This window comes from Enterococcus sp. AZ103, assembly GCF_051714685.1.
Lineage (GTDB): Bacteria > Bacillota > Bacilli > Lactobacillales > Enterococcaceae > Enterococcus_A > Enterococcus_A alishanensis.
The window spans coordinates 297863-320824 of record NZ_JBIOSI010000002.1; the positions used below are offsets into that span (position 1 = coordinate 297863).

The 22962-nt window shown below is 35.2% G+C and carries 25 protein-coding genes; 10 read left to right on the forward strand and 15 right to left on the reverse strand.

Features of this window, described 5'->3' with window-relative positions:
- From ID741_RS16025 to ID741_RS16060, 8 genes are read right to left on the reverse strand one after another with little or no spacing between them, the layout of a single operon-like run.
- The gene (locus ID741_RS16025) at positions 1-1428 is read right to left on the reverse strand and encodes a lipopolysaccharide biosynthesis protein (protein WP_438720734.1); all 1428 of its coding nucleotides are present in this window, start codon (positions 1426-1428) and stop codon (positions 1-3) included.
- Between the two features lie 12 nt (positions 1429-1440).
- Positions 1441-2427 carry a Stealth CR1 domain-containing protein gene (locus tag ID741_RS16030; RefSeq protein ID WP_438720735.1) on the reverse strand — a complete coding sequence of 329 codons (987 nt, stop codon included), beginning with the start codon at positions 2425-2427 and terminating at the stop codon, positions 1441-1443.
- The gene (locus tag ID741_RS16035; protein WP_438720736.1) at positions 2414-3319 is read right to left on the reverse strand and encodes a glycosyltransferase family 2 protein; all 906 of its coding nucleotides are present in this window, start codon (positions 3317-3319) and stop codon (positions 2414-2416) included. Before ID741_RS16035 ends, ID741_RS16030 begins: the two co-directional genes overlap by 14 nt.
- Positions 3298-4539 (reverse strand): O-antigen ligase family protein, encoded by a 1242-nt coding sequence (locus ID741_RS16040; protein ID WP_438720737.1) that lies wholly within the window; start codon positions 4537-4539, stop codon positions 3298-3300. Before ID741_RS16040 ends, ID741_RS16035 begins: the two co-directional genes overlap by 22 nt.
- 4 nt (positions 4540-4543) lie before the next feature.
- Positions 4544-5797 (reverse strand): glycosyltransferase, encoded by a 1254-nt coding sequence (locus ID741_RS16045; protein ID WP_438720738.1) that lies wholly within the window; start codon positions 5795-5797, stop codon positions 4544-4546.
- Positions 5798-6979 carry a beta 1-4 rhamnosyltransferase Cps2T gene (cps2T, locus tag ID741_RS16050; RefSeq protein ID WP_438720739.1) on the reverse strand — a complete coding sequence of 394 codons (1182 nt, stop codon included), beginning with the start codon at positions 6977-6979 and terminating at the stop codon, positions 5798-5800.
- Between the two features lie 12 nt (positions 6980-6991).
- Entirely contained in the window at positions 6992-7666 is a 675-nt protein-coding gene (locus tag ID741_RS16055; RefSeq protein ID WP_438720740.1) for a sugar transferase, read from the reverse strand.
- Positions 7667-7682: 16 nt separating this feature from the next.
- On the reverse strand, positions 7683-8276 hold the full coding sequence (locus tag ID741_RS16060; RefSeq protein WP_438720741.1) for a YveK family protein: 594 nt from the start codon (positions 8274-8276) through the stop codon (positions 7683-7685).
- A gap of 629 nt (positions 8277-8905) precedes the next feature.
- On the opposite strand from ID741_RS16060, the gene ID741_RS16065 reads away from it, so the two are divergent.
- From ID741_RS16065 to ID741_RS16110, 10 genes are all read left to right on the forward strand, one after another.
- Positions 8906-10279 carry a M24 family metallopeptidase gene (locus ID741_RS16065; protein ID WP_438720742.1) on the forward strand — a complete coding sequence of 458 codons (1374 nt, stop codon included), beginning with the start codon at positions 8906-8908 and terminating at the stop codon, positions 10277-10279.
- A 5-nt stretch (positions 10280-10284) separates the two neighbouring features.
- Positions 10285-10713, forward strand: coding sequence for a methylglyoxal synthase (gene mgsA / locus ID741_RS16070; RefSeq protein ID WP_218325692.1), 429 nt, complete (start codon positions 10285-10287; stop codon positions 10711-10713).
- 113 nt (positions 10714-10826) lie between these two features.
- Entirely contained in the window at positions 10827-11033 is a 207-nt protein-coding gene (locus ID741_RS16075; RefSeq protein ID WP_218325691.1) for a hypothetical protein, read from the forward strand.
- A 357-nt stretch (positions 11034-11390) separates the two neighbouring features.
- On the forward strand, positions 11391-11564 hold the full coding sequence (locus ID741_RS16080) for a DUF6440 family protein (RefSeq protein WP_438720744.1): 174 nt from the start codon (positions 11391-11393) through the stop codon (positions 11562-11564).
- Between the two features lie 24 nt (positions 11565-11588).
- A complete protein-coding gene (locus ID741_RS16085) occupies positions 11589-12122 on the forward strand; it encodes a sugar O-acetyltransferase (RefSeq protein WP_438720745.1) in 534 nt (177 codons plus the stop codon).
- 8 nt (positions 12123-12130) lie between these two features.
- Complete coding sequence (locus tag ID741_RS16090) at positions 12131-12637, forward strand: GNAT family N-acetyltransferase (RefSeq protein WP_438720746.1); 507 nt, start codon at positions 12131-12133, stop codon at positions 12635-12637.
- Positions 12637-13167 (forward strand): putative immunity protein, encoded by a 531-nt coding sequence (locus ID741_RS16095; RefSeq protein WP_438720747.1) that lies wholly within the window; start codon positions 12637-12639, stop codon positions 13165-13167. The genes ID741_RS16090 and ID741_RS16095 overlap by 1 nt, the downstream gene beginning before the upstream one ends.
- Complete coding sequence (locus tag ID741_RS16100; protein WP_438720748.1) at positions 13164-13301, forward strand: hypothetical protein; 138 nt, start codon at positions 13164-13166, stop codon at positions 13299-13301. The genes ID741_RS16095 and ID741_RS16100 overlap by 4 nt, the downstream gene beginning before the upstream one ends.
- Positions 13302-13395: 94 nt before the next feature.
- A complete protein-coding gene (locus tag ID741_RS16105; RefSeq protein ID WP_438720749.1) occupies positions 13396-13866 on the forward strand; it encodes a GNAT family N-acetyltransferase in 471 nt (156 codons plus the stop codon).
- 32 nt (positions 13867-13898) lie between these two features.
- Positions 13899-14339: a VOC family protein gene (locus ID741_RS16110; protein ID WP_438720750.1), complete on the forward strand. Its 441-nt coding sequence runs from the start codon at positions 13899-13901 to the stop codon at positions 14337-14339.
- A 317-nt stretch (positions 14340-14656) separates the two neighbouring features.
- On the opposite strand, the gene ID741_RS16115 is transcribed toward ID741_RS16110, so the two are convergent.
- The 7 genes from ID741_RS16115 to ID741_RS16145 all read right to left on the reverse strand — a co-directional run bounded on the left by ID741_RS16115 (position 14657) and on the right by ID741_RS16145 (position 22916).
- Entirely contained in the window at positions 14657-15793 is a 1137-nt protein-coding gene (locus ID741_RS16115; RefSeq protein WP_438720752.1) for an LptM family lipoprotein, read from the reverse strand.
- Between the two features lie 67 nt (positions 15794-15860).
- Positions 15861-16424, reverse strand: a complete 564-nt coding sequence (locus ID741_RS16120) for a GNAT family N-acetyltransferase (protein WP_438720753.1) — start codon at positions 16422-16424, stop codon at positions 15861-15863.
- A 148-nt stretch (positions 16425-16572) separates the two neighbouring features.
- Positions 16573-16905, reverse strand: coding sequence for a hypothetical protein (locus ID741_RS16125; RefSeq protein ID WP_438720754.1), 333 nt, complete (start codon positions 16903-16905; stop codon positions 16573-16575).
- A gap of 267 nt (positions 16906-17172) precedes the next feature.
- Complete coding sequence (locus tag ID741_RS16130; protein WP_438720755.1) at positions 17173-17946, reverse strand: HAD-IIB family hydrolase; 774 nt, start codon at positions 17944-17946, stop codon at positions 17173-17175.
- A gap of 78 nt (positions 17947-18024) precedes the next feature.
- Positions 18025-20046, reverse strand: a complete 2022-nt coding sequence (locus tag ID741_RS16135; protein ID WP_438720756.1) for a CocE/NonD family hydrolase — start codon at positions 20044-20046, stop codon at positions 18025-18027.
- A complete protein-coding gene (locus ID741_RS16140) occupies positions 20047-21333 on the reverse strand; it encodes an MFS transporter (RefSeq protein WP_438720757.1) in 1287 nt (428 codons plus the stop codon).
- A gap of 125 nt (positions 21334-21458) precedes the next feature.
- Entirely contained in the window at positions 21459-22916 is a 1458-nt protein-coding gene (locus ID741_RS16145; RefSeq protein WP_438720758.1) for an NAD-dependent succinate-semialdehyde dehydrogenase, read from the reverse strand.
- Positions 22917-22962 lie beyond the last annotated feature (46 nt).

Here is a 22962-nt window from a genome sequence, read left to right on the forward strand (position 1 = left end):
CTATAGAGCCGTACTTGTTTTTTTTATTAAAACTAAAAAATAACTCAGACTATCTCGTGTGCGCCACAGATTAATCAATAGATAAGCACCATACAAAGCGAAATAACCTAGAAAACTCACAAGAGGCGTCAGTAATAGATTCCCAAACACAAAAGCTGTCACTAAAATAAGTTCTTGAATATTTTGTTTCCCTACCTTTATTTTCAATTGCCCTGTCAACATTTTTTCCGCGAAGATACATCTAAATACTAAGCTCAATAAAATAACTCCGACTGTTAGAAGGATATTGTGAAAAATAAAAACAGTTAGTGCACTTAAAGCAGTCGATAAAAATAAAGTAGTTAGATTAACCATAAGAATCGTTCGTTCTTGACGCATGGTTTTTAAATAAGTATTGACTAACAAAGCCATTCTGCCTTCATAAATGACGGTGGGAAAAAGAACACCCATATAAATTAAGCTGGCTTGATACTGAGGCAGCCACAAGTTTAATAAAAATGAAATCGGCTGGTAGGTTAATAAAATAGCAAAAGTGATTGGTACAAAGACATTACGGATGGTTTGATACAATTGCGGCAATTGTTCTTGATTGGTTCTTCTTAATAAAGGAAACATCACCACACCAACTGCATTAATAAAAGTCATAAATAGATTGGACATACTCAAAGTGAATGAAAGCTTACCAAACGTATTGATGCTCCAACTGCGCTCCACAAAAATTCTAGTAATCCCTAAAATAAACATCGAAGCCAGATTGCTTATTAACAAATTACTGCCAATTTTTAAATTATCCCCAATCTCAAACTGGAGAAATTTTAATTTGAAGATTTTTCCCTTCAGCAAATCCCGAATCAAATACATTCCCCATAAAGTGACTAGCCCTTTTGCTAACACATCAAAAGCCAACAACCAAATAAAATCACGCCCACCAGCAAGTAAATAACCAACTAAAAACAAAAGATATAAATAACGATCACTGCGGGAAAGCTGGGCATATTCTTTAAAACGATTGGTGGATTCCAAAATATATAAAATAAACGTCCGGCTATTGGTTACCACTAAAAGAGTCGCGGTAAACAACAAAACGATCCCTTTATTATTATGCAATATTATTCCGTACCCACCAACAATCAAGGTTAAGAAGGTCTCAAAAATCATTAAATACCAAAATTGACTACCGAGGGATTTTTTGTCCAATTCTTGGTAATACTTCCCGCCGGTTTTTAAATAAATTCCATCAAGCCAGCCAAAATGAAAGAAGCCTACATAGGTGCCATAAAAAACATACAATTGCCAATAACTATACGCTTCAGTAGAAATAAATTTTGGCACCACAATATTTAAGATCAGTGAAATACCTAACACTAAAAAATTAGCAGATAAAGTATAGCGTAGATTCTTGAGTAAATTTTTGGTTTTTGTATTCATTCAAGCTCCTTTTTATTTTTCAAATGCAGATTTTTCAGGATAGCGATTGTCAAAAGCGGTCAAAATCATTTCTTTGGCTCTATTAAAATTTTTTAGAAAATCATTATCATTTAGACAAACCAAGGAATGTTTACCTTGATTAATTTCTCTTTCAATATCAATCGGTAACTCACCAATTAGATAATTTTTCCCGACAGAAATAGGTTGTGGTTCAAAATTACCACTGGCTAATTGCCAATACCGCATTAACCAATGACTTATATCGTCACTTTCACGAAAACGATGCTGAGAAATCCTCTCCAATTCAGCTTGCTCAATTTGCCAAACATCTTCAAAAGTACTTTTTAAATAAGCGACCGGCAAGTGGGGATCGTAAAAACCCAATACACCTTGCCAAGGAAGAACACAAAAATTTTTCATCAGTTGGCGACCATATTTCAAATTAAAGTATTGAGAAAAATGTCCTTTTAGAATACTTTTCTTTGAAAAATGTTGATTAATCAATTGATTCATTTTTAGAATGACGGTGTCTAATGAATTAGCTTGTGGTACTAAAGGACTAAAAATTCCAAAGTCTCGCGGTTTACCAGCTGAAAAGAAATCAGTAGGCTGCATTTGTCGATTTAAAAACATATCATCATTAAATAAAACAAACTGCGAACTCAATTCTTTAATTCGATGAATATGAAGTTCAATCACATTAGAATTATAAGTAGGTAGGTATTCAGCAGGAATATAATCCTCATGACGAACATGAACCAGCTTGGGATGCGCAGTGTTTAACCAACTAGGCAAATGTCCTTCTGTGATTAAAAAGATTCGATTGACCCAAGGGGCATTTTTTTCCACACTACGAAACCAGTAATGTAAAAATTGCCAATTTCGATAACGGGCTTCACTGTTTAACAACGGATTTTTTGTTTGATAATGGGCTTTTTTAGTTTGCCAAATTGGGTCATTGCCATCGACCCAGGTCACAACAAAATCAATTTTCTCCATTTTTTTGCCTCTTTTCTAATAACCAATCTTGCCACGAATAAATCAATTTTCGTTCTAATAATCCTGCATAAGCAAAAAAGGAAAAAACATTTTTCTGCCAAGTTGATACTTGTAAATAATGGTTTAAGTAATAACGTATACTGGAGAAATAAATTTGTTGCTGTTTTAATTTGCTGATTTGTTTTTTGGTAGTCGTTCCGTGGTCATGAAAATAGACAACTCGACTGACTAAAAAATTCCTATAACTATGCGCTCGTAATTTATAACTTAAAATTCGTTCTTCACAGTACAAAAACGTCGTTTCATCCAAATAGCCAATCTTTTCTAGCGCTTCAGCTGAAATAGCAAAAAATGAGCCTGGCAATACATCTACAGGGATTAATTTTTTTTCGTCTGGTAAGCTGCCGTAACTATTTCTTTTTTTAAAAAATTTATTCAAGATTAAACTAGTTGCCAGTAAATCTGATCCATAACTAGGTAACTGCCAGCCGGAATTGTAAGCTTGCGATTTTTCTTTTGTCAGCATGATGGGTGCGACAATCCCAGTTTTTTTAGGCAAATCAGCTAAATGTTTGATAAACTGATCCAAGTCTTCCTCACTTATTGCAATATCAGGATTAGCAATTAAAAAAAATTGGGGCCTAAAATGCTTCAATCCATAAAAAATCCCGAAATTATTACCGGCACTATAGCCCCCATTTTTTGTTGTTTGGATCACATGAACTTTTTGGTTTCGCAAACGCCACAAATATTCGTAAGAATGATCAGTTGAAGCATTATCTACCACTATAATTTGGTCAATCTGGCGACGTTCCTCCATAATTTTCACAAAATTACTAGTTTCTTGGTAGTTATTGTAATTTAAAACTATTAAGTTAACGAAGTTTTCCAAATGGACACCTGTTCTTTCTTAGCTAAATAACCGATAAATACACATAAGAATCCACCATTTTCCAAAGTAAAAATGCCAGTAGTCGTATAAGTTGTGACTAGAATAATTAAGAAAACTGCTAACAGCAAACGATTTTCAAAACTATTTTTACGTAAAATTGCGCCGAAAGTTGTTAAACTATTCAATCCTAAAAAGGCCAAATAAATAATAACACCAAGAACGCCCTGTTTTATCAAAATAGTGAAATAACCATTATGTAAAAACGGAATACTATTGCCTTTCACGCCAACTAAATAAGCATAGTCTCCAACATAAATATTATTACCAAATCCTCCCCCAAATAACTGATGGAAAATATTCCAACTATTAAATTCGGTCATAGCTTGATGGGTTTCATAACCCCGCCAATTGCTAGTAATCATCTGGCTACTACTCCAATCTTGGCTGCCACTTAATTCAGTGATTGTTCGCATGATTTTTGTTAGAAAATTTGCAATAAAGGTTTGTTCTTCGAAAATTTTAAAAATGATGGCTGCCAATAGAATAATTAAGATCACTGAAATAAGCTTCCGACTGGCTTTTTTCTCCATCGCTAAAACCAAAACTAGAATCATAGTAATAATCATTAGCGAACGAGAAAAAGACAGAATTAAGTGACTTAGCATCAATAAGCTCAAAACTACGCGCCAAAATTTATTTTTTATAACTGAAGTAAAAATAAGTAAAGTTAGACCAAAAGGAACAATCGTATAGCCATGACCGATTTGATTTCGCAAATTATAAATATTTGTGACATTCAGCTGCAGTAAAACCCAAATGAGATGTCCTATGAAATAAAGGCTAAGTATTGCTGAAAGAATAATGACCCATTGAATAATTTTTTCAAATGAAACCTGTAAAATAGATAAGTATCGACCAATTAGAATAAAAAGAACCGGGGAAAGAAAATAAACCATATCTCTAATCAGATCAGTCGTTTGATAATTACCCAAAGGAAATAAAGTTACAAATAATCCTAAGAAAAACAACCCAATTAACAGTGTTTGATATGAGACGATTTTCAAGGGAAAATGATAATCTGCCAGTCCAAAAAGTATACCCAAAACGACAATTGCACTAATAAAAAAAATCGTTCGGGGAAATAAACTTTGAGCTGTTACCAAGAACCCAAATAGTAACAATCCAATAGTTGATTTTTTAAAAGTTAATGCTAATTCCATCGTCTCACCTCCTATAAAGGGTCAATATTTCTTCACTATGTTGCGATATGTCCTTCAAATGAACCGGACTAAAAGTAAAGTCAAATTTTTTTACCTTCTCAATTAAATCTGACAAGTTCTTGTACTGCCAATGTTTCGGTAAAATATCTTTGGCACCGACTTTTTCACTGACTAAAACAGGTATTTGAAAACTTAAAGCTTCCAACACAATCAAGCCAAAGGTTTCCTGCCATTGACTGGGGACAATCAGTAAATCAATCTGATGATAGACTGCCGCCAAATCAGCTTTTTCAAAACGGCCATGTTGGTGAATATTAAAATAACTTTTCTTGACTGCATAACCAAATGTATGAAAACGATATTTCTCCGTCGGTAATACTTTGGCTAATTGTAGAAAATCAGCAAAGCCTTTAAATTTTTTGGCTGGTCCGATATAAGCGACATTTATTTTTTCTGCCAGCTCTTTTTGAGCCATCATTCGCGGATAAATACTGTTAGTAGTGATGCTTGAAACCTGTCCGTTTATTCTAAAAGGCAAGTTTTTTCTATACACACTTTCTGCTACCTGACTATTAAAGTGAAACTTGGTAATCAAGCGAAACATTTTCAGATAATAGCTTTTTAAGGCTTGATACTCAGTTTTTTTTGCAAAAAAAGGATCTTGCTGAATTAATTTTGATTGAGGTAAACGGCGCCCCATCGTTCGTATCAATGGATAGAAGCGACTTTGAAATAAACGTAATTTCCCAGTGGACCAAGCATCCTCAGAGGCCTTTTGCCAATTTAAAGCTGTATTATCTTGGTGATAACTGGTTTTGCCATCAAAAAAATTGGGCTCTGGTGCCAAGCCAAAATAATCATGACTGGTAAAAATTGTAGGAATATTCAGTTGACGACAGGCCTCCAGAAATTCCAGATGCAGTCCCATTAAAGTATGTAAATGAACCACATCTGGTTGGATTTTTTTCAAAAGTGCCAAATAATTGACCACTTCCACTGGAGTCATGAAATCCGTGGGGCTTTTAATGCCGCCAAACAAAGCCAATGGCAAACTATTTCTCAGCGCAATCCGCGTGATTCCTTCTTTTTGAAGAAAGGAAAATTTTATTTTTTGACTAGTTAGCAATTTTTTTCCAGGATATAATGCAAAGACTTGATGTCCAGAATGATGCTGCTCTTGCATCAAATCAGTTGCATAATTTATTAATCCGCCACTCCTAGCAGGTTCAAAGCCTAATGTATAATGTAAGATTTTCATTTAAACACCTTCATTAAAACAGCTTTCGTATTGTTGATTGATCTTCTGCCAGCTAAAATCCTGACTAATTCGTCTGACAGCTTGCTCCTTCAATTGAGAAATCTTTTGGGGGGAATATTTCTCAACCGTGGTAATTACTTCTGCTAAATTATTTTTTTGCCAATAAACACCTGCTTGTTCACCAACTTCGTAATTAAAGCCGACATCCAATAACAGGTTTAATTGTGTGGTAGCAAGTGCCTCTAACAATGAAGGATTGGTACCGCCAACCTCGTGTCCATGGAGATACGCATATGCTGCTACCCGAATATAATTTAATAATTCTTGATCATAGACCGTCCCAACAAATTTAATCCGCGCATCTTTAGTAAAATCAGTTTGTTTTAATAATTGCTGATACAATTTATTGTGTTCGACATTAGTGATAATCACTAAATCCTTTTGGCTAGTGGATTTCATGAATTGCTCAATCATTGCGCGGTAATTGTTTTCTGGTACAAAACGACCGACAATCAAATAATATTCTTTTTCGCGAATATGATTGTCAGAAAACCACTTACGAACTTTCGGCTCAGTTGCAGTTAAGTAGTGTTGGGGAATGTCACTACCGTAGGCAATATAAGTGGTTTTAGGTTGATATTTGGCGTAACTTTTTTGAATATATTGCTCAATCGTTTGACTATCGCAAATAATTAAATCTGCATGTTTCACCATTAACCGTTCTGAAAGTTTCCAGTAACGGCGAACAGGATAAGACCACTTTGCCCGTAACCATTCATGACCATCGGGATTCAAAAATAATTGTCCTCCGATTTTTTCAATTTTCTTTTTAAATCCTTGAATAAATGGACCAATCCGGCAAGCCAATACGTAAAAGATTGGTTGTTGATAATTTTCTTTTTCGGCTTCTTGAATTGCATAATTTAAAGCTGCAATATCGTAATAGATTGCTTTAGCTGGTCCAATATCAGGGACATCAATCGTAAAACATTGGGCTGATTGATAAACAAAAGTCTTTTCTTGAATACCCGATTTTAAAGAGTTTTCTTTCGTACAAGCTACGTGATAGGTTAATTGATTATTTAAACGATTGGCTGTTAATTTTTCTACGAAAGTTTCAAATCCACCATATTTTGCAGGAATCCCTTTCGAACCGATGATATATATATGTTTTTCTTTCATTGTTTTTCCTTCTTAATATGCGCCGTTTGGTTTAATCATTACCCAAATCGTTTTGACGATTATTAAAATATCAAATATTAGATTCCGGGTTTGGATATAGCGAACATCTAATGCAACCATTTCTTCAAAACTTAATTGATTTCGACCGCTAACTTGCCATAAGCCTGAGCAGCCTGGTTTAACTAACAAACGTTTGGCATCTTGACTGGAATAATCGTCCACTTCATTTTCTAAAGGTGGTCGTGGACCAATCAAACTCATCTCACCTTTTAATACATTAAAAAGCTGAGGTAATTCATCGATACTGGTTTTACGAATAAAACGACCAATTTTTGTGATTCTGGGATCTTTTTTCATTTTGAACATTTTGCCAGCAATTTCATTTTGATCTAACAAAGCAGTCAACTGACTTTCAGCATCTACACACATAGAGCGAAACTTATACATCCAAAAAACTTTGCCATCCTTACCAACTCTTTTTTGAACAAAGAAAATGGATCCCTTTGCATCTTCATGAGTAATCAGTAATGCAACAATAATAAATAATGGCGACAATAAGACTAGGCCGATACTTGCTCCAACAATATCCATTGATCTTTTAAAGAAACCGTAAATAGGTCGGTTTTTGTAAAGCAATCGATTCAGTAATTGATGATTTTCAACCACTAATTTAATTGATTTTTCCATATCAAATCACCTCTGATTAATCTTTCTTACCCTTAAATGCAGCAACTATAAATCCTAGTAATAAACCCAACAATGTGGCCATTCCAACAATTAACAAGTGGTTAGGGTATGATGCTTGATTTGCAGGCGTTGCTTTTGAGACTGTTTTAATATCTTTTACTTCTAAAACATCACGAATTTTTGTTTTAAAAACAGCAACTGTTGTGTTAGCAATTTTTGCCGCTTCTTTTTTATCAGTCGCCGTCGCTTCAATCGTAAACATTTGTGAACTAGGACTTTGATTAACCTCAAGACTATCTTTTATTGTTTTTTTTGAGAGCTGAAGATTTTCATTTTCGGATAATTCCTGTTTAACTTCTTTCACTACTACATCGCTAGTAACAAAATCCTTATAAGTATTAATCATTGCTAAACCTGCGCTTATTTTTCCGCTATTATTTGTATCAGATATCTTTACTATTAATTGACTTTGACTTGTATATTGCGGGGTTAAAATCAGATAAGCGATGATGCCACCAATCACTGCTCCTCCAATTGTCAGACCGATAAACCAACCGATACCTTTTCTAAACTGTTTAAAAAGCTGACTTAAGTTCATTGTTTCTTCCATGCCATACTTCCTCTCTATTTCCTCGTTAAAAGTGAAATTAATATAATCAGAAAATGAGAATCTGCCAAGCATTCTTTCTTGCGATTTTCAGAAACAAAAATAATGAATGTTATTGTGATTTTTCTTACAATCATAAAAACGGAAAAATTATTGTATCTAAATGCCTGTATAGCAATGTTTTTAATTTTTTTTACTAAAAATATTTAATGCTCACAACTGATTATCCATTCATTTTTAATGCAAATTATCCTTTTATAAATGAAAATTCCTTATGCTTATTTGAAAAATAAGCTAAATATTTTTGATAAAAAATAAGCTATTATTGACTTCTTCTAAGAAAAAATAGTTTCTTTAGCAAGAAAGAGTTACTTTTTCAAAATGATCTGTTTCCCACTAATACTTTTTTCACAAGCAAAATAGTTCACGGATTGAAAATGATTCGAAAAATTAGAAAGCTTATTAATTCAAGCTTTCTCCGTACATAATCAAACGTTCGTGTTTTTTCTGTCTTTTTTTCTAAATAAATAATATTTTTGATGGAATATAAATAGTCTGACTTTTCAATAAATCAATGTCCCATCAAAATCCTTTTTATGCTATCATTTTAGAAAAGCTATAAAGGAGTTCTTATGACAATTCAAACAAAAAAAATAACTTCACCTCAACCCAGCAAAGATCTTGCACCGATCGACTTAACCGATGAAACATTAAACCAACGGAGACAGATTTTTTTAACTAAAATGAAAGCAGCACAATTGGATGCGGTCGTGATTTATGCCGATCGTGAACATGGTGCTAACTTTGAATACTTTACTGGTTTTATTCCTCGTTTTGAAGAAGCCTGTTTGGTACTTCATCAAGATGGAAAAGCATTTTTACTATTAGGTAATGAAAATACTAAGATGGGTAAAGTCGCGCGACTGGAAAATCAAGTAATTCATGTCCCATTCTTCTCTTTACCAAATCAACCGATGTTAGACGACGCCCCCTTGAGTAGCTATTTTGCGGAAGCAGGCTTAAAAAATTTAACTAAAGTCGGCGTAATTGGTTGGAAAATGTTTACTTCTTCTATTGAAGACAACCGTCAATTATTTGATATACCCCATTATATCTTGCAAGCTTTACAAAGCATTACCTCCGTGGAAAATGTGGCTGATTTATTATTATCACCAATAGATGGTCTTCGCGTTACGAACAATGCCAACGAAATCGCTCATTATAGTTTTGGTGCGAGTTTAGCAGGTAACTGTTTATTAGAAACCTTAAATCAAATTGAATTAAATAAAACCGAATTGGCGATTGCAACAAGTTTATCGGCTTTTGGACAACAACATAATGTAACAACGATTTGCGCCACTGGTGAACGTTTCAGTAATGCGACACTTTATCCTCGCAATAAACAAACCAAGCTGGGAGATACTTTTTCATTAACCACAAGTTACAAAGGTGGTTTGTCTTCTCGCGCAGCATTTGTCGCAAATAATGTTGATGACTTACCAGAAAAGCAACAAGATTATCTAGAAAAAGTTGCTTATCCCTATTACCAAGCCTTGGTTACTTGGCTGAAAACAGTCAAGCTTGGTTTAACTGGCGCTACTTTATTTACTGAAATCGATAAAGTTTTACCACAAAAAGATTACCACTGGGAACTAAATCCTGGTCATTTTGTTGCCGATGAAGAATGGTTGTCTTCACCATTTGCCAAAAATTCTAGCGCTGTTTTACAAAGTGGACAGTTATTACAAATTGATCTCATTCCTAAAGTTGCTGGTTATGCTGGCGTTGGTTGTGAAGATGGGATTTGTTTAGCAGATGCTACTTTGCGAGAAGAAATTAAGCGGGATTATCCGAAAGTTTGGGCCGATTTTACTCGTCGCCGTGATTACTTAGCAGAGTCGTTGAATATTGAATTAGCACCTGAAATTTTACCCATGAGTGATACCGTTGCTTATTATCGTCCATTTCTGTTAAATCAAGAACTAGCATTTTATAATAAGGAGTGAGCCAAATGAAAATAGCTTTTATCGCTCATGATCGAAAAAAAGATTTGATGGTTCAATTAGTTACCGCTTATCAACCATTATTGAAAAATCATGAGTTATTCGCTACTGGTACGACTGGTCAAAGAATTAGTGAAGCGACTGGACTAAAGGTTCACCGCTTCAAATCTGGCCCTCTTGGCGGCGATCAGCAAATCGGTGCTTTAATTTCCGAGGATGAGTTAGATTTGGTAATTTTTCTGAGAGATCCACTATCTTCTCAACCTCATGAACCGGATGTTAATGCATTAATTCGATTAAGTGATGTTTACAATGTTCCATTGGCAACAAATTTAGGCACTGCTGAGATATTGATTCGTGGATTAGCTGAGGGCTTACTAGATTTTCGCCAAATTATTGACGATGCGCCTAAAAAAAGTATTAGTTTTGATTTATAACCAAAACTGCTCTTCTGCTAAAAGCAGAGGAGCAGTTTTTTTATTGGTAAAAATAATAAAAATAAATGCTATACTAAGAAGAGAACCTATATTTTTTACAAGAGGTGTAATTCATGGTGGCATACCATTTAATTTTTAGAAGTATCTATATTTTTATTTTTCTTCATTTAGCTTATTTAATTGCTTTAATCAGTTTTATTTATGCTTCAATAAAGGCTTTTGCAGTTGAAAAAAATAGTAAGAATGGTAGTTTTTATCTTTTAATAGTCGTAGTTTTGCTTCTTTTAGCTGGTTTAATTGCTTTTAATGTCTTCACTTAAGGAGAATCTAGCATCTTTACCTTTTTTCCAACAATCATTTTTTTAATCATCTTACCCATTCAATCTAGATATTTAACTAAAAATGATCGCTATCGTAGTCAATCGCTTCAGGGATTTCGTTCTACAAAAGCCGTCAAAAATGCAAAAAATTGGCAACAAGCACAATTAGCAGTGAAACGATCTTCGTTGGTCTTAGGGTTATTGCAATTGATTTTAACACTGGCCTTACTCTTTTTACTTCATTTCAATGATGTTCTAGTCTTATGGTTGATCTTATTAAGTTTGACATTACTATTAATCTTTCAATTTTTTTATGTGAATCACAAATTAAGTTAATTTATATTAGGAGGAAAACATATGACTGATTCAAAAAATTTTACTATCGAACAAGTTTACGCAAAGGGAAAACAAGAACTAGCCGTCATTACAGATTTAACAACTGGACAGCAGTATCTACAAACAACCATCATTACCGCTAGTGGATCTAGCGTTGCTTTGACCCCATTATTGAAGCCAAGTGAAAATAAATAACCAGAAATCTTCAGGAGGAAAAAAATGACCCGTTCATTTTACCAACGTGACCTGCACAATTTTTCAACTGACAGTATCGACTTACATGAAAAACTAAAAACCTTTAATGAGTTGACCAACCGTGAAATAATAAAAAAGCGAGGGATTTTAAAAGAGTTGTTTCATTCTTGTGGTGAGTTACCGGTGATTGAAACCAATTTTAATTGCGATTTAGGAAGTAATATTTCCATTGGAGACCATTTTTACGCGGGCTTTAATTTTACTATTTTAGATATGGCGCAAGTCATTATCGGTGATGATTGTATGATTGGACCAAATGTTGGACTTTATGCAACTGGCCATCAACTCAATCCGGTGGACCGCAACTTATCTGGTTATGCCGAACCCATCAAAATTGGTAATCGCGTATGGATTGGCGGAAGTGTAACCATTTTAGGTGGCGTAACAATTGGCGATAATTCCATCGTAGCAGCTGGTTCAGTGGTAATTAAAGACGTACCAGAAAATGTAGTGGTTGCTGGTAATCCAGCCAAAATTATAAAAAAAATTGAAAACTAGGTGAGCAGATGCAAATTGATTTTAGACAACCAACTGAAAAAGATTTAGATCGGATTATGACCATTGAAAGAAGTGGTTTTTCACCAGCTGAAGCGGCTTCAGAAAAAGCTATGCTAGAAAGAATTCAGCAAATTCCTGACAGTTTTCTGGTGGCTATTAACCTAGAACAGGAAATTTTGGGTTATGTCGTTGGGCCAGTTGTTTCAGAAAGATATTTAACTGACGAACTATTTGAAAAAACGATCCCAAATCCAGAAACAGGCGGCTTCCAAACTATTCTCAGCTTAGCTGTTGCCCCCGAGTATTATAATTTAGGGATTGCGAGTTGCTTGCTAACAGGTCTTGCGCAAATTTCACAAGAAAAAAAACGCGCTGGTATCACCTTAACTTGTTTAGCGAATTTGATTCCTTTTTATCAAAAAAATCACTATCAAGTAGAAGGTGTTTCTGAATCGACCCATGCAAATGAAATCTGGTATAACTTGGTACGAGACTTTTCTAAAGAGATTGTTTAATGGAACCTGAAATTTATTCTTGGAACCTTCATGAACAAAGCTTAATGGGACAAGCAAAATTTCCTAGTCAGCCAAAAATAAAAATTTTTGACCATTCAGAATTAAGAGCAGATTTGGAAAAGCAGCTGGAATTACTTTCCCACAAGGAACTTGCTGAGTGGGCTTTAGTAAACGCACAACCTTTTTTAGTTTATTTGAGTGCGCCACGAATCAGTGATCCGCGAATTCAGCAGGCAATTGATGCCTTTCAGCAAAAAATAGCTGGAGAAATCTCGGCTTACGAGTTTTGGCAAGCTGGTTTTCTAGCAAATCAGATTGCAAAAGAATCAAAAACACCAATTGAAAAATATGCTGCTAGAGTTTTCGCGCAGGCAATTGCTACCGCCCATATGCGTGGTCATGCCCTCGTATCCGCTGACTATAGTGTGAAAGTTTTCAATCTACTTTTTCCAGACAATCAGACTGAAGTATTAAAATTACGACAAAAGCAAATAAAAACGGCCCAACAAAAGAGTGAAGAAAACAGATGAAAAAGAAAGAGAATTACTCGTTAACTTTAGGGTTCATCTTTGGATTAGTCTTTGGTTATTTATTTGATCATTTGGCCATTGGTTTAGCAATCGGTATTTCATTAGGTGCTGCTGGTATCTTTTCTGAAAAATAAACTTACACTATCGTCAGATTACTAAATCAGTGTTGAAAAAAATTTACTGTCTGCTACGATAGTTTCAACAACCGATTAAAAAGGGGCTCTTCTTATGATAACCTTCAGAAAAATGAAAAAAACCGATGTACCCAAACTTTACGAAATGGCTTTACGGGCATTTCAATCAGACTTTGAAAAATATGGTATCTATCCACCATTGTTACATTTGAAAAAGAAAAATTTCCAACCACCTTTACATTTTGGAAAAGTTATTTTAGCTGATGGTAACGAAATTGGTGGCGTATTTGTGATTGTTTTAGGTAAAAAAGCTGAATTAGCAACTATCTTTATTGATCCAAAATATCAACACCAAGGATACGGAAAAGAAATCCTTTCAGCTCTTGAAGCCGCCCATCCCCATGTAAAAAAATGGACTCTTGAAACAGTTAGTGAAAACTTCCAGTTACATCGCTTTTATGAGTCACTTGGCTACCATAAAGTCGGTGAAAAAAAAGATCCTCGATCTGATGTCATTACGTACCTTTACGAAAAAAAAATCAAAGAACAATCATTAATCAACTAGCTTTTAACACAAAAAAATATTAGGAGGCTACTATGAATAGACTGAATTTGATTTGTTTAGGGGTAAATGATATGAAGGAATCGTTAAGCTTTTACAAGAACATCGGCTTTAAAACTTACGAAAAATCTGACAATCCGCCGATCGTTTTTTTCGATAATCAAGGCACTAAGTTAGAACTTTATCCACTGGAGCAATTAACAAAAGATATTAATCCAGACAGTCCTCCAAAATTTCAAACTGGTATTTTTCCTGGTATCACCTTAGCCATTAATATGAAAACACCTGAAGAAGTCGATGCTTTTTTCAAAGAGGTCCACTTAGCCGGCGGAAAAATCATCAAGCAGCCGACTAAAAATCCTGATTGGGACGGTTATTCTGGTTATTTTACTGATCCAAACGGTTATTATTGGGAAGTTGCTTACGGGAAAATCTGGCAGTTTGATGAAAATAATATGTTGGTAATTGAGGAATAACAATTAACTATAAAAGAACAGCGGAGGTTTACTATGTTGATTAAGTTAATTCACCTATTTAATCTAAAAACTCCGCTGTTAACTTTTTTTAGTTTTATTATTATTGGTAGTCTATTACTAGCTTTCAAAAAGAAAAATCGTCTGCAAAATATACTTTTTTTCATTTTGATTAGTAGTTTTGTTGCTCTAGTCATTCTGGTTTTGTATTTCTTTATTTGGTTAGGATTGACTGGTTTAAATTCTTGAAAACCTAGTAAAATTATTTTCAATAAAAAACCACTCGTTTTCACGAGTGGTGATAATTGTTATCAGATTATTTAAGCGGCTATTTGTCCTTGAAGTAAGCTTTCTAAACGTGCCAACTGTTCTTCAGTTAAATATGGCGCATATTCTTCCAGAATTTGTTGCGCAATTTCTGGTGTTATAGCAGCTTGATATTGACTAACATAATCATAAATCTCTTGGAAATCTTCCTCACTCATATACTGATCGCCACCTTGTTGTTCCTCTAAGTCACTTTCAACTTCTTGACCAGTTATAATTTCATCATCTTTTGGAAGTTTAACTGTTTTTTTGCTGTCTTTGTATTTTAAATTCAGCGTCCCAGCGATTTTTCTAATTGCGGTATCTGTTTCATCGGTTGAAAATTTAAAATCAATTTTAGCACTATTTTTAGCTTTGTTTAAAGTCATTTTTATATTCATATCAATTAAGCCTTCATTTGTAGCAAGTTCTTTTAACATTTCGGTGGCAATAATTTTTTGTCTTTCGTCACCTTCATCACTGACATAACTCAAAAATTCCTTAAAGCTTTTACTATTAAAAGTATAGCTCATGGTCTCTTTGGTCACTTTGAAAGCATCATTTCCCCGGGTTCCTAAATAGCCATAAAAATACTCTTTTGAAAAAATACTCCGCATTTCAGCAAAATCATAACCTGATTCAGTCGTTTCTTCTGGCGATTCCATCGACAGTTCATCAGCTTCTTCTTCGGCAGTAGCTTCAATATATTTCCCTTCAATATTTGAAAAATCGTAAAAGTCTTCGGCATTCATGTCATTTAAGGAAGCGGCAATTTTTAGAATTTCAATTAAATAAGTCGCCTCTAAATACATATTGCCTTTTTTTAAATCCGTAATAAAATGCATCGGTAATTGATAATCCGAAAGATCCATTGAAAGATTGGTATCAGCGGTTTCGTTCTTCGAATCGATAATATTTTCTCCAGTAATGACTGCTGATTTTAAACGATCCCCCATCGCACCGGCAATAATTGAAGAAATATTTTCTGTATCGCCAAATTCAATCGTTTTCATTTTCAGAGTAAAATCACTGCCGTTCATTTCATTTTGTTGCTCCAAAGTTTCTTTGAAATCATCACTTGCTTTTTTCCCACACCCCGTCAAGAAAAACAATGCGGCTAAAATTATCAAAAACATCCGACACTTTTTCACAAAAAAACCTCCCTATTATTTAAAATCATTTTAACATATTTCTAGCGCTTAAAATGATTCACTATTATTATAGATCTAGGATTTTTAGAGCTTTTTCATAGTCTTCATTCTGATTGCCATTAAGATCAGTTGGCATTATTTCAAAACCAAATTTACGATATAAAAATACCGCTGGCTTACTCCAAGTCTGGCTGTGTAAATAAATTGCTTGGTCTGGATAGATCTTACGTAATACTTGGCAAATCTGACTCACTAACGTTTTAGCTAATCCTTGACCACTATATTCTGGCTTAACCGCCAACCAATGAAATTGCGGAACAGTTCTGCCATCATTTAATGTTTTCATCCAGCCAGTACAAGTTGCAATTTTTTCACCCTTAGCGTTTTCTACAAATAACATACGACGATTTAGTTCACTTGGATAGGGCAAAAAAGTTTTCTCAAAATAAGTCATTGCCGTTTCTGGTTGATCAAATTCTAAAACGGAGGTTTCGATCTCACACCAGCCTTTTTCATCCCCTTTTTGATAAAATTTCAATGAGAAGTCTTTCTTCAAAGGAAACTCTAAGATTGTTTTTTCAGCTGGCAGTACCATCCAAAAATCAGCATAAGGAATACTTTTATCTAACATATTTTTCTCCTTTTACAAATAATAAATTTTACTCATCTCAAATTCTTTTAAATGATTAACAATGCCAGACTCTAGTAATTTTGATGTACATTTCCAAATTTAGCTCCAAAATCAGCCTTTTTGAGTCCCATTATTATTACTAGTTTTTTTAATAGCCCTGGGCTTTTCGTTTAGCTGCTTTTGCTTGTTGGCGTTTTTCATCTTGTGCAACTTCCCAAGTTTGAAGCTCAACTAAATCAGATAAACAAGTAACCACAAATTCAAGGCTCATGGGAATGATAAGTAAGGCAATTACGATATCTCTTGAAAACAGCCAAAAAGCAAAGAGCATAAAAATGGTAATAAAGCCTATAATTGCAGCGTTCATTAGTCTTTTTGAGATTTTTTGAATCTTTTTCACATCAGTTTGCCGAAAGATATTTCTAAAAAAATCAATCCAAAAACTACTTTTTTTAGGAGGTAAGTTTTCTTTTTCCCGCATTTCAGTCGTTTTTTTTCGCAAAGCATGGCGCAGATTACCAAAAATAATAGGAAAAATATAAATTCCAATTAAAGCGAAAATAATCAGCCAATTAGAGCATAGAAATTTCGCAAGACTAAATAAAAACCAACAATCGAAAAATAGATCATCCTTCTGGCTATTTTAGACAACACTTCTAGCTGATCTAAATTGAGCTGAGTAGCTATAAAATCGACAAAACCAGTTAACCTTTGAAATAGAAATTTATAAAACTTCTCGCCCAAAATTTTAAATCCAGCCAAATTTCTGACAAGCCAAATAAATCCCATCATCCACATTTTTTGCTGTGACAAAATCAGCCTTTTTTTTCAAATCCGAATGCGCATTACCCATGGCAATACTGGTCCATTCCGGTGAAAACATCACCAAATCATTGGTATCATCGCCAAAAACAACAACTTTTGATAAATCTCCTTTTAAGTGATTGATAGTCGCAACGATTCCACTATATTTATCATCGTATTGAATCGTCAAATAATCTGGCATAAAACGAACATAGCCCAAAGGATCTTTAGTCGTTAATTTCGCCTCATTTGCTTCGGAGATGACCACATATATTTTGTAGATTTCTGTCAATTTTTCATAGTCTAAAGCTTCGTCGATGATATATTCTGTTGGCTCACGTCTCTCACCGACTTGTTCTCTAAACAAATCATTTTTTGCATAAACTTTAATCGAATCATCTAACATTAATAAAGTTCCCAGTCCCAAAGCTTCTGTTTGTGCCAACAATGCTTTCGCATCCGCTAAATTCAGCGGTTGATTTTGAACCAATTGATTATCCAAGACTAAACCACCGCCACCTGCACAAACCATGTTTTTTAATCCCACCGAATTCATAAAATCAATCGATTTATAATGGGCCCGTCCAGTCGCAATTGCTACAAAATGTCCCGCAGCTTGTAATTTATTCAGAGCTTCTTGTGCGCTTGGCACAATTTCTCCGGTTTTCCGATCTGTCAGTGTCCCATCAATATCAAAGAAAAAATATTTTTTATCCAAAAAAATCGCCCCATTTTTTTATTTTATTAAAATACTAGAAAAAAGAACCGGATTTTAAAATCCAGCTCTTTCAATTGTTTACATACCGTTTCGTTTAATCTTTTTATCCCAAGTTGTAGCATAAATTGGTTCTTCATTTTCGGTGACATTCATCTCACCTGTAATGTAGAAGTATTCTTTATCGGAAGTTTGCGTAGTAGTAATTTCTGCATTGGTCCACCAGCCTTCACGACCAATTCGCATATTTTGAGTAATCGTGTAGTTTGCAGACAAAGGATCCTGATTTGATAAGGTTAATAGTCGTTTTAGGTTATGTTCAACCGTTACATCAATTTCATCAAACCGATAAATTCCTTCTCCAAAAACGCCACCGATACCATTCGTCATGCAAGTCCAGGTATCAGTCACTAAATCATAAGATATTTCTCGTTCAACTCTTCCTTCCGACAAGATAGTTGTTGGTGTCAATGGTGCAGATTGTGCATCCAAGTCTGGTCCCACTGTATCTTCTCCAGTAAAAATTGGCAAACTAAACTGCGCATCAGCTAATTCTAAGGTTAGTGTATTTTCTTCTGGCATCGTCCAAAACATTGGCCAAGCTGAATTTGCTAAAGACAAACGTAACCGATGACCCGCCTTAAATGAATGCCCACAAGTATCTAATTGAACAGTGGCTTCAACTTCTTTGCCCGGCTCTAAATAGACTACTTTGTCGTGACCAGCTAGATGGGTCAGATTCATGACGCCATAACTCACCCGCTCAGATGACCCATCTGGAGCAACATCACATAATGAAGCATATAACATCGCATTTGGTTTATCACTACTTAGTTTAAGAGTAACTTTTGGATAGCCAAAAATTTCTAAATCTTCGGTTAATACTTCAGAATCAAAATTCAATGCCAAACCATTGTCTAAGCGTTGATCTCCTGGAGATTCACCTGGTACGCCTGCACCCATCCATTCATTTGCTAAGAGGGTATGGTTTAAAGGCGTTTTCAAGGCAACTTTTTCACTAGTATTTGTATTTTCTGCTACTAATTCGTGATAGCTTAAGCCAAAATTCTTATCGTTGACAACCTTGGAAGGCCAGTTTTCGACAGCTACCCAACGACCTTTACTTTCAGGTTTATTGGTCTGTGGCGGCATACTGTCTTCAATCCAAGCTTGAATCATTGGACCATCCAAAGTATCCGTTTTTTCACCCTTCAGCCAATGATCCCACCATTTAACTCCTTCACCTAAATAATTTATTGCTGGACCTGGCACACCATCATGAGCATAGACATGGGCCCAGGGACCTAAAATACCTTTTTTCGGTACACTCAAACCTTCTAATAAACTCAACACAGTATTTGTATAAGAATCTGCATATCCATCAACGGCAAAAACCGGGACTTTAATCGCATCATAGTTCTCACACACTGATCCATGTTTCCAATAATCATCACGGGTTTGATGTTCTAACCAATTCGCCATCCATAAAGGCATACTTTTCAAACGCTCTAGCCACATTTCCCGCCAACGATCACCGACAACATGGGGGTCGATTGCACGAGATTGATAACCCAACATAATGGCGCCCCACCAGAAATTATCATTTAAAATCAAGCCACCTTTATAGTGAATATCGTTATTGTAGCGATCATCAGTAAAGCCTACGACCATAACAGCTTTCAATGCTTCTGGTTGACGTGCCGCAATTTGTAAGGAATTGAAACCACCCCAAGATTTCCCCATCATACCGACATTGCCATCACACCAATCTTGTTTGGCAATCCAGTCAATGATCTCCAAAGCATCATCTTGTTCTTGTTTCAAATATTCATCTTTCAATAACCCTTCTGACTCACCTGTTCCTCGCATATCCATCCGAATCACATTGTAGCCATGGCCAGAAAAATAACCATGCATGGGATTATCTCGTCCACGGGTGCCATCTGTTTTACGATAAGGTAAATATTCTAAAATTGTTGGTAAAGGTTTATCTGATTTGGGAAACCAACCTCGATACGAAAGAACGGTCCCGTCACTTAGTGTATACCAACTGTTTTCAATTACCTCTACATCATAAGGAAAGTTCTCGATAATTCTTTTCATTTATTTTGCCTCCTTGGCTGCCATTTTCAAACGATATTTTTTGCCATACGTTTTACTCCAAATAATACATAAAACTGCACCAATCGCTGCCATTGCTATCATAATACTAAAGTAAATAAAATAACCAGTATTTCCTGGGTAACGATCCAAAATATTACCAGCTGCCAGCGGAACCACCACTTCAGGTAAATAACCTAAAGTACTAGCCAGTCCGATTGCTACCCCAGAAAGTCTCAGTGGAATACCTCCTTCAGATAGGAAAGAGAAAAAGATACCGTAATTAGAGTACATGGCGATATAAACCATACTGGCCGCAACAACTAACACGACCACTTGCAGTTGACCACTCACACCAGAACTAACAATTAATAGAAAAGTTCCTAAAGCTAAAAATACAAAACCTGCAAACATAACCATTGATTTGCTAATTTTATCAGCTAAAAATCCGCCAAAGGGTGCTGCTACCAAACGACAATATTGAGCTAGCATCGCTACCACTGCAGCAAAAACGGCTGAAGTCCCAATGACATTTGAAGCATAAGGCGTGAAATAGTAAATCGACATATTAAAAACATAGCTAGTAAACATAATCCCAATTGACAGCCAAAGGGCCGGCATTTTTAAAACATCAATTACATCTTTGAAAGTTAATTTTTCTTGGGCTTGATTTTCTTCGACCGAAGTTGGCTCCTTTAAAATAAAAATAAAAGCCAATCCGCAAACAATCGGAATCACCGAATAAAAAATAATAATCCAGTTCAAACCGACTAAAGCCGTAGCACGGCTTTGAAAGAACCCAAAAATTGCAGTAGCTATCGCTAAATGAATCACATTCGTAATCCCACGAGTTCCTTCAAATAATCCATAAGCGCGACTTTGCTCGTCATCATTGGCTTGCATTCGGACAATTTTCATTAAAGCCGGCCAAAAAGTCAGCAAAGAAGTGATGCCCCATAGACCATAAATAAAAAACAGTGGCCAAAAGCTTGATACAAATAAATGCAAGAATCCACCTAAACCAGTTGCCATCAGTGAAAAAATCAATAATTTTTTAGCTGCAAAACGGTCAGCTAAAACGCCTCCAATAAAATAAGAAACCAAACCGATAAATCCGTAAGCACTCCCCAGCATACCCATTTGCGTATTGGTTAGATTGTAGGCTGTAACATAAGCATCGTAATAATAGCTTCGAAAATATGGCAGCCCATAGATGATTGATCCTGCTAGTGCTAACAAGATAATCGTCAAAAAGTTCTTCTTTAGACCCGTTTTCACGACTGTTCCCATAAGTAACCTCCATTTTTTTGAATTTTCTTTTATTTTAGCACAATTAATGATTAAATATTCTGAAAATAAGCAAAAATCAAAAAAACACGAATCCTTTTTCAAGAATTCGTGTGCTGGTGATTTTCCTATTTAGCTGTGCGAATATTTACAAATTTGACTTCTACATATTCTTCGACACCGTATATTCCATTTTCTCGACCAAAGCCAGAATGCTTCATACCACCAAACGGTGTGGCAGAATTAGAGATAGCTGTATCGTTTACTCCTACCATGCCGTAATCCAATCCACGACTGACTTTGTCAATGGTTTGAATATTGTTAGCAAAGAAATAGCTAGCCAAACCAAATTCTGTATCATTAGCTGCTTTAATTACTTCGTCTTCATCTTCAAAAATAATTAAAGGAATGACTGGACCAAAAGTTTCTTCATAATAAATATCCATATCAGTTGTAACTTCATCCAAAACAGTTGGTTGGAAGAAAAAGCCGTTTTGATAATCGCCCTCAGTTAATTGCTGACCACCGAATAAAACTTTTGCGCCTTTTTCTGTGGCATCTTTTAATTGGGCGACAACTTTATCAAGACCTGCTTGATTGATTAAAGGTCCCGTAGTTGGATCATCCATGCCATCACCAACAGTAACTTCTTGAATTTTTTCCACTAATAAGTGCGTGACTTCTTCCTTCACATCTTGATGAACAAAAATACGATTTGGCGAGACGCAAACTTGACCATTATTTCTAAATTTTGTCGTAATTAATGTATCCACGGCTAATTCTAAATCGGCATCTGGAAAAATAATATATGGCGCATGTCCGCCCAATTCCAAAGAAACTTTTTTCAGTGAATCAGAAGCTTGTTGGTTTAAAATTTTACCGACATTTGTTGAACCAGTAAAAGTAATTTTTGCCACATCTTCAGACTCTGACAATACTTTTCCGATTGGTTTAGCATCTCCTAAAACGATATTTACTACACCAGCAGGAAATTCTGCTTTTTCAAATAACTCCATTAAAGCTAAAGCAGATAATGGGGTTTCTTTAGCAGGTTTTAAAACAATCGTACAACCTACTGCAATACCTGGTGCAATCTTGCGAATAATCATGTTGGAAGGAAAATTCCACGGAGTAATTGCGCCCACTACACCAACTGGTTGCTTGCGCACTTGCCATTGATTAGTTGGTGGCGATGGAATAATTTCTCCGAAAACCCGTTGTGCCTGAGCAGCATTCCAGCGTAAATTTTCTACATTACTTTTAATTTCACCAGCAGCTTGGGTAAGTGGTTTTCCTTGTTCTAAAGTCATGATAGTTGCCAAACGATCTGTATCTTCTTCAATCAAGTCAGCCAATTTATTCATATAAGCGGCTCTTTCAGTAACTGGTAATTCCGACCAAGTTGGAAAAGCTTTTTTCGCTGCAGCAATAGCTGCTTCTGTTTCAGCTTCAGCCCCTTGATGAATTTCAGTTAAAACGTCGCCAGTTGCTGGATTTGTTACAGGGATCTTTTCTTTTGAGCCTTCGACCCATTCTCCATTGATATAAAGACGAGTTTCGACTGACGGTAGTTGATGTTTTGTCATGTGTCTCATTCCTCCTGAATTTAAATGTCTAATTTGTTTTTTCATC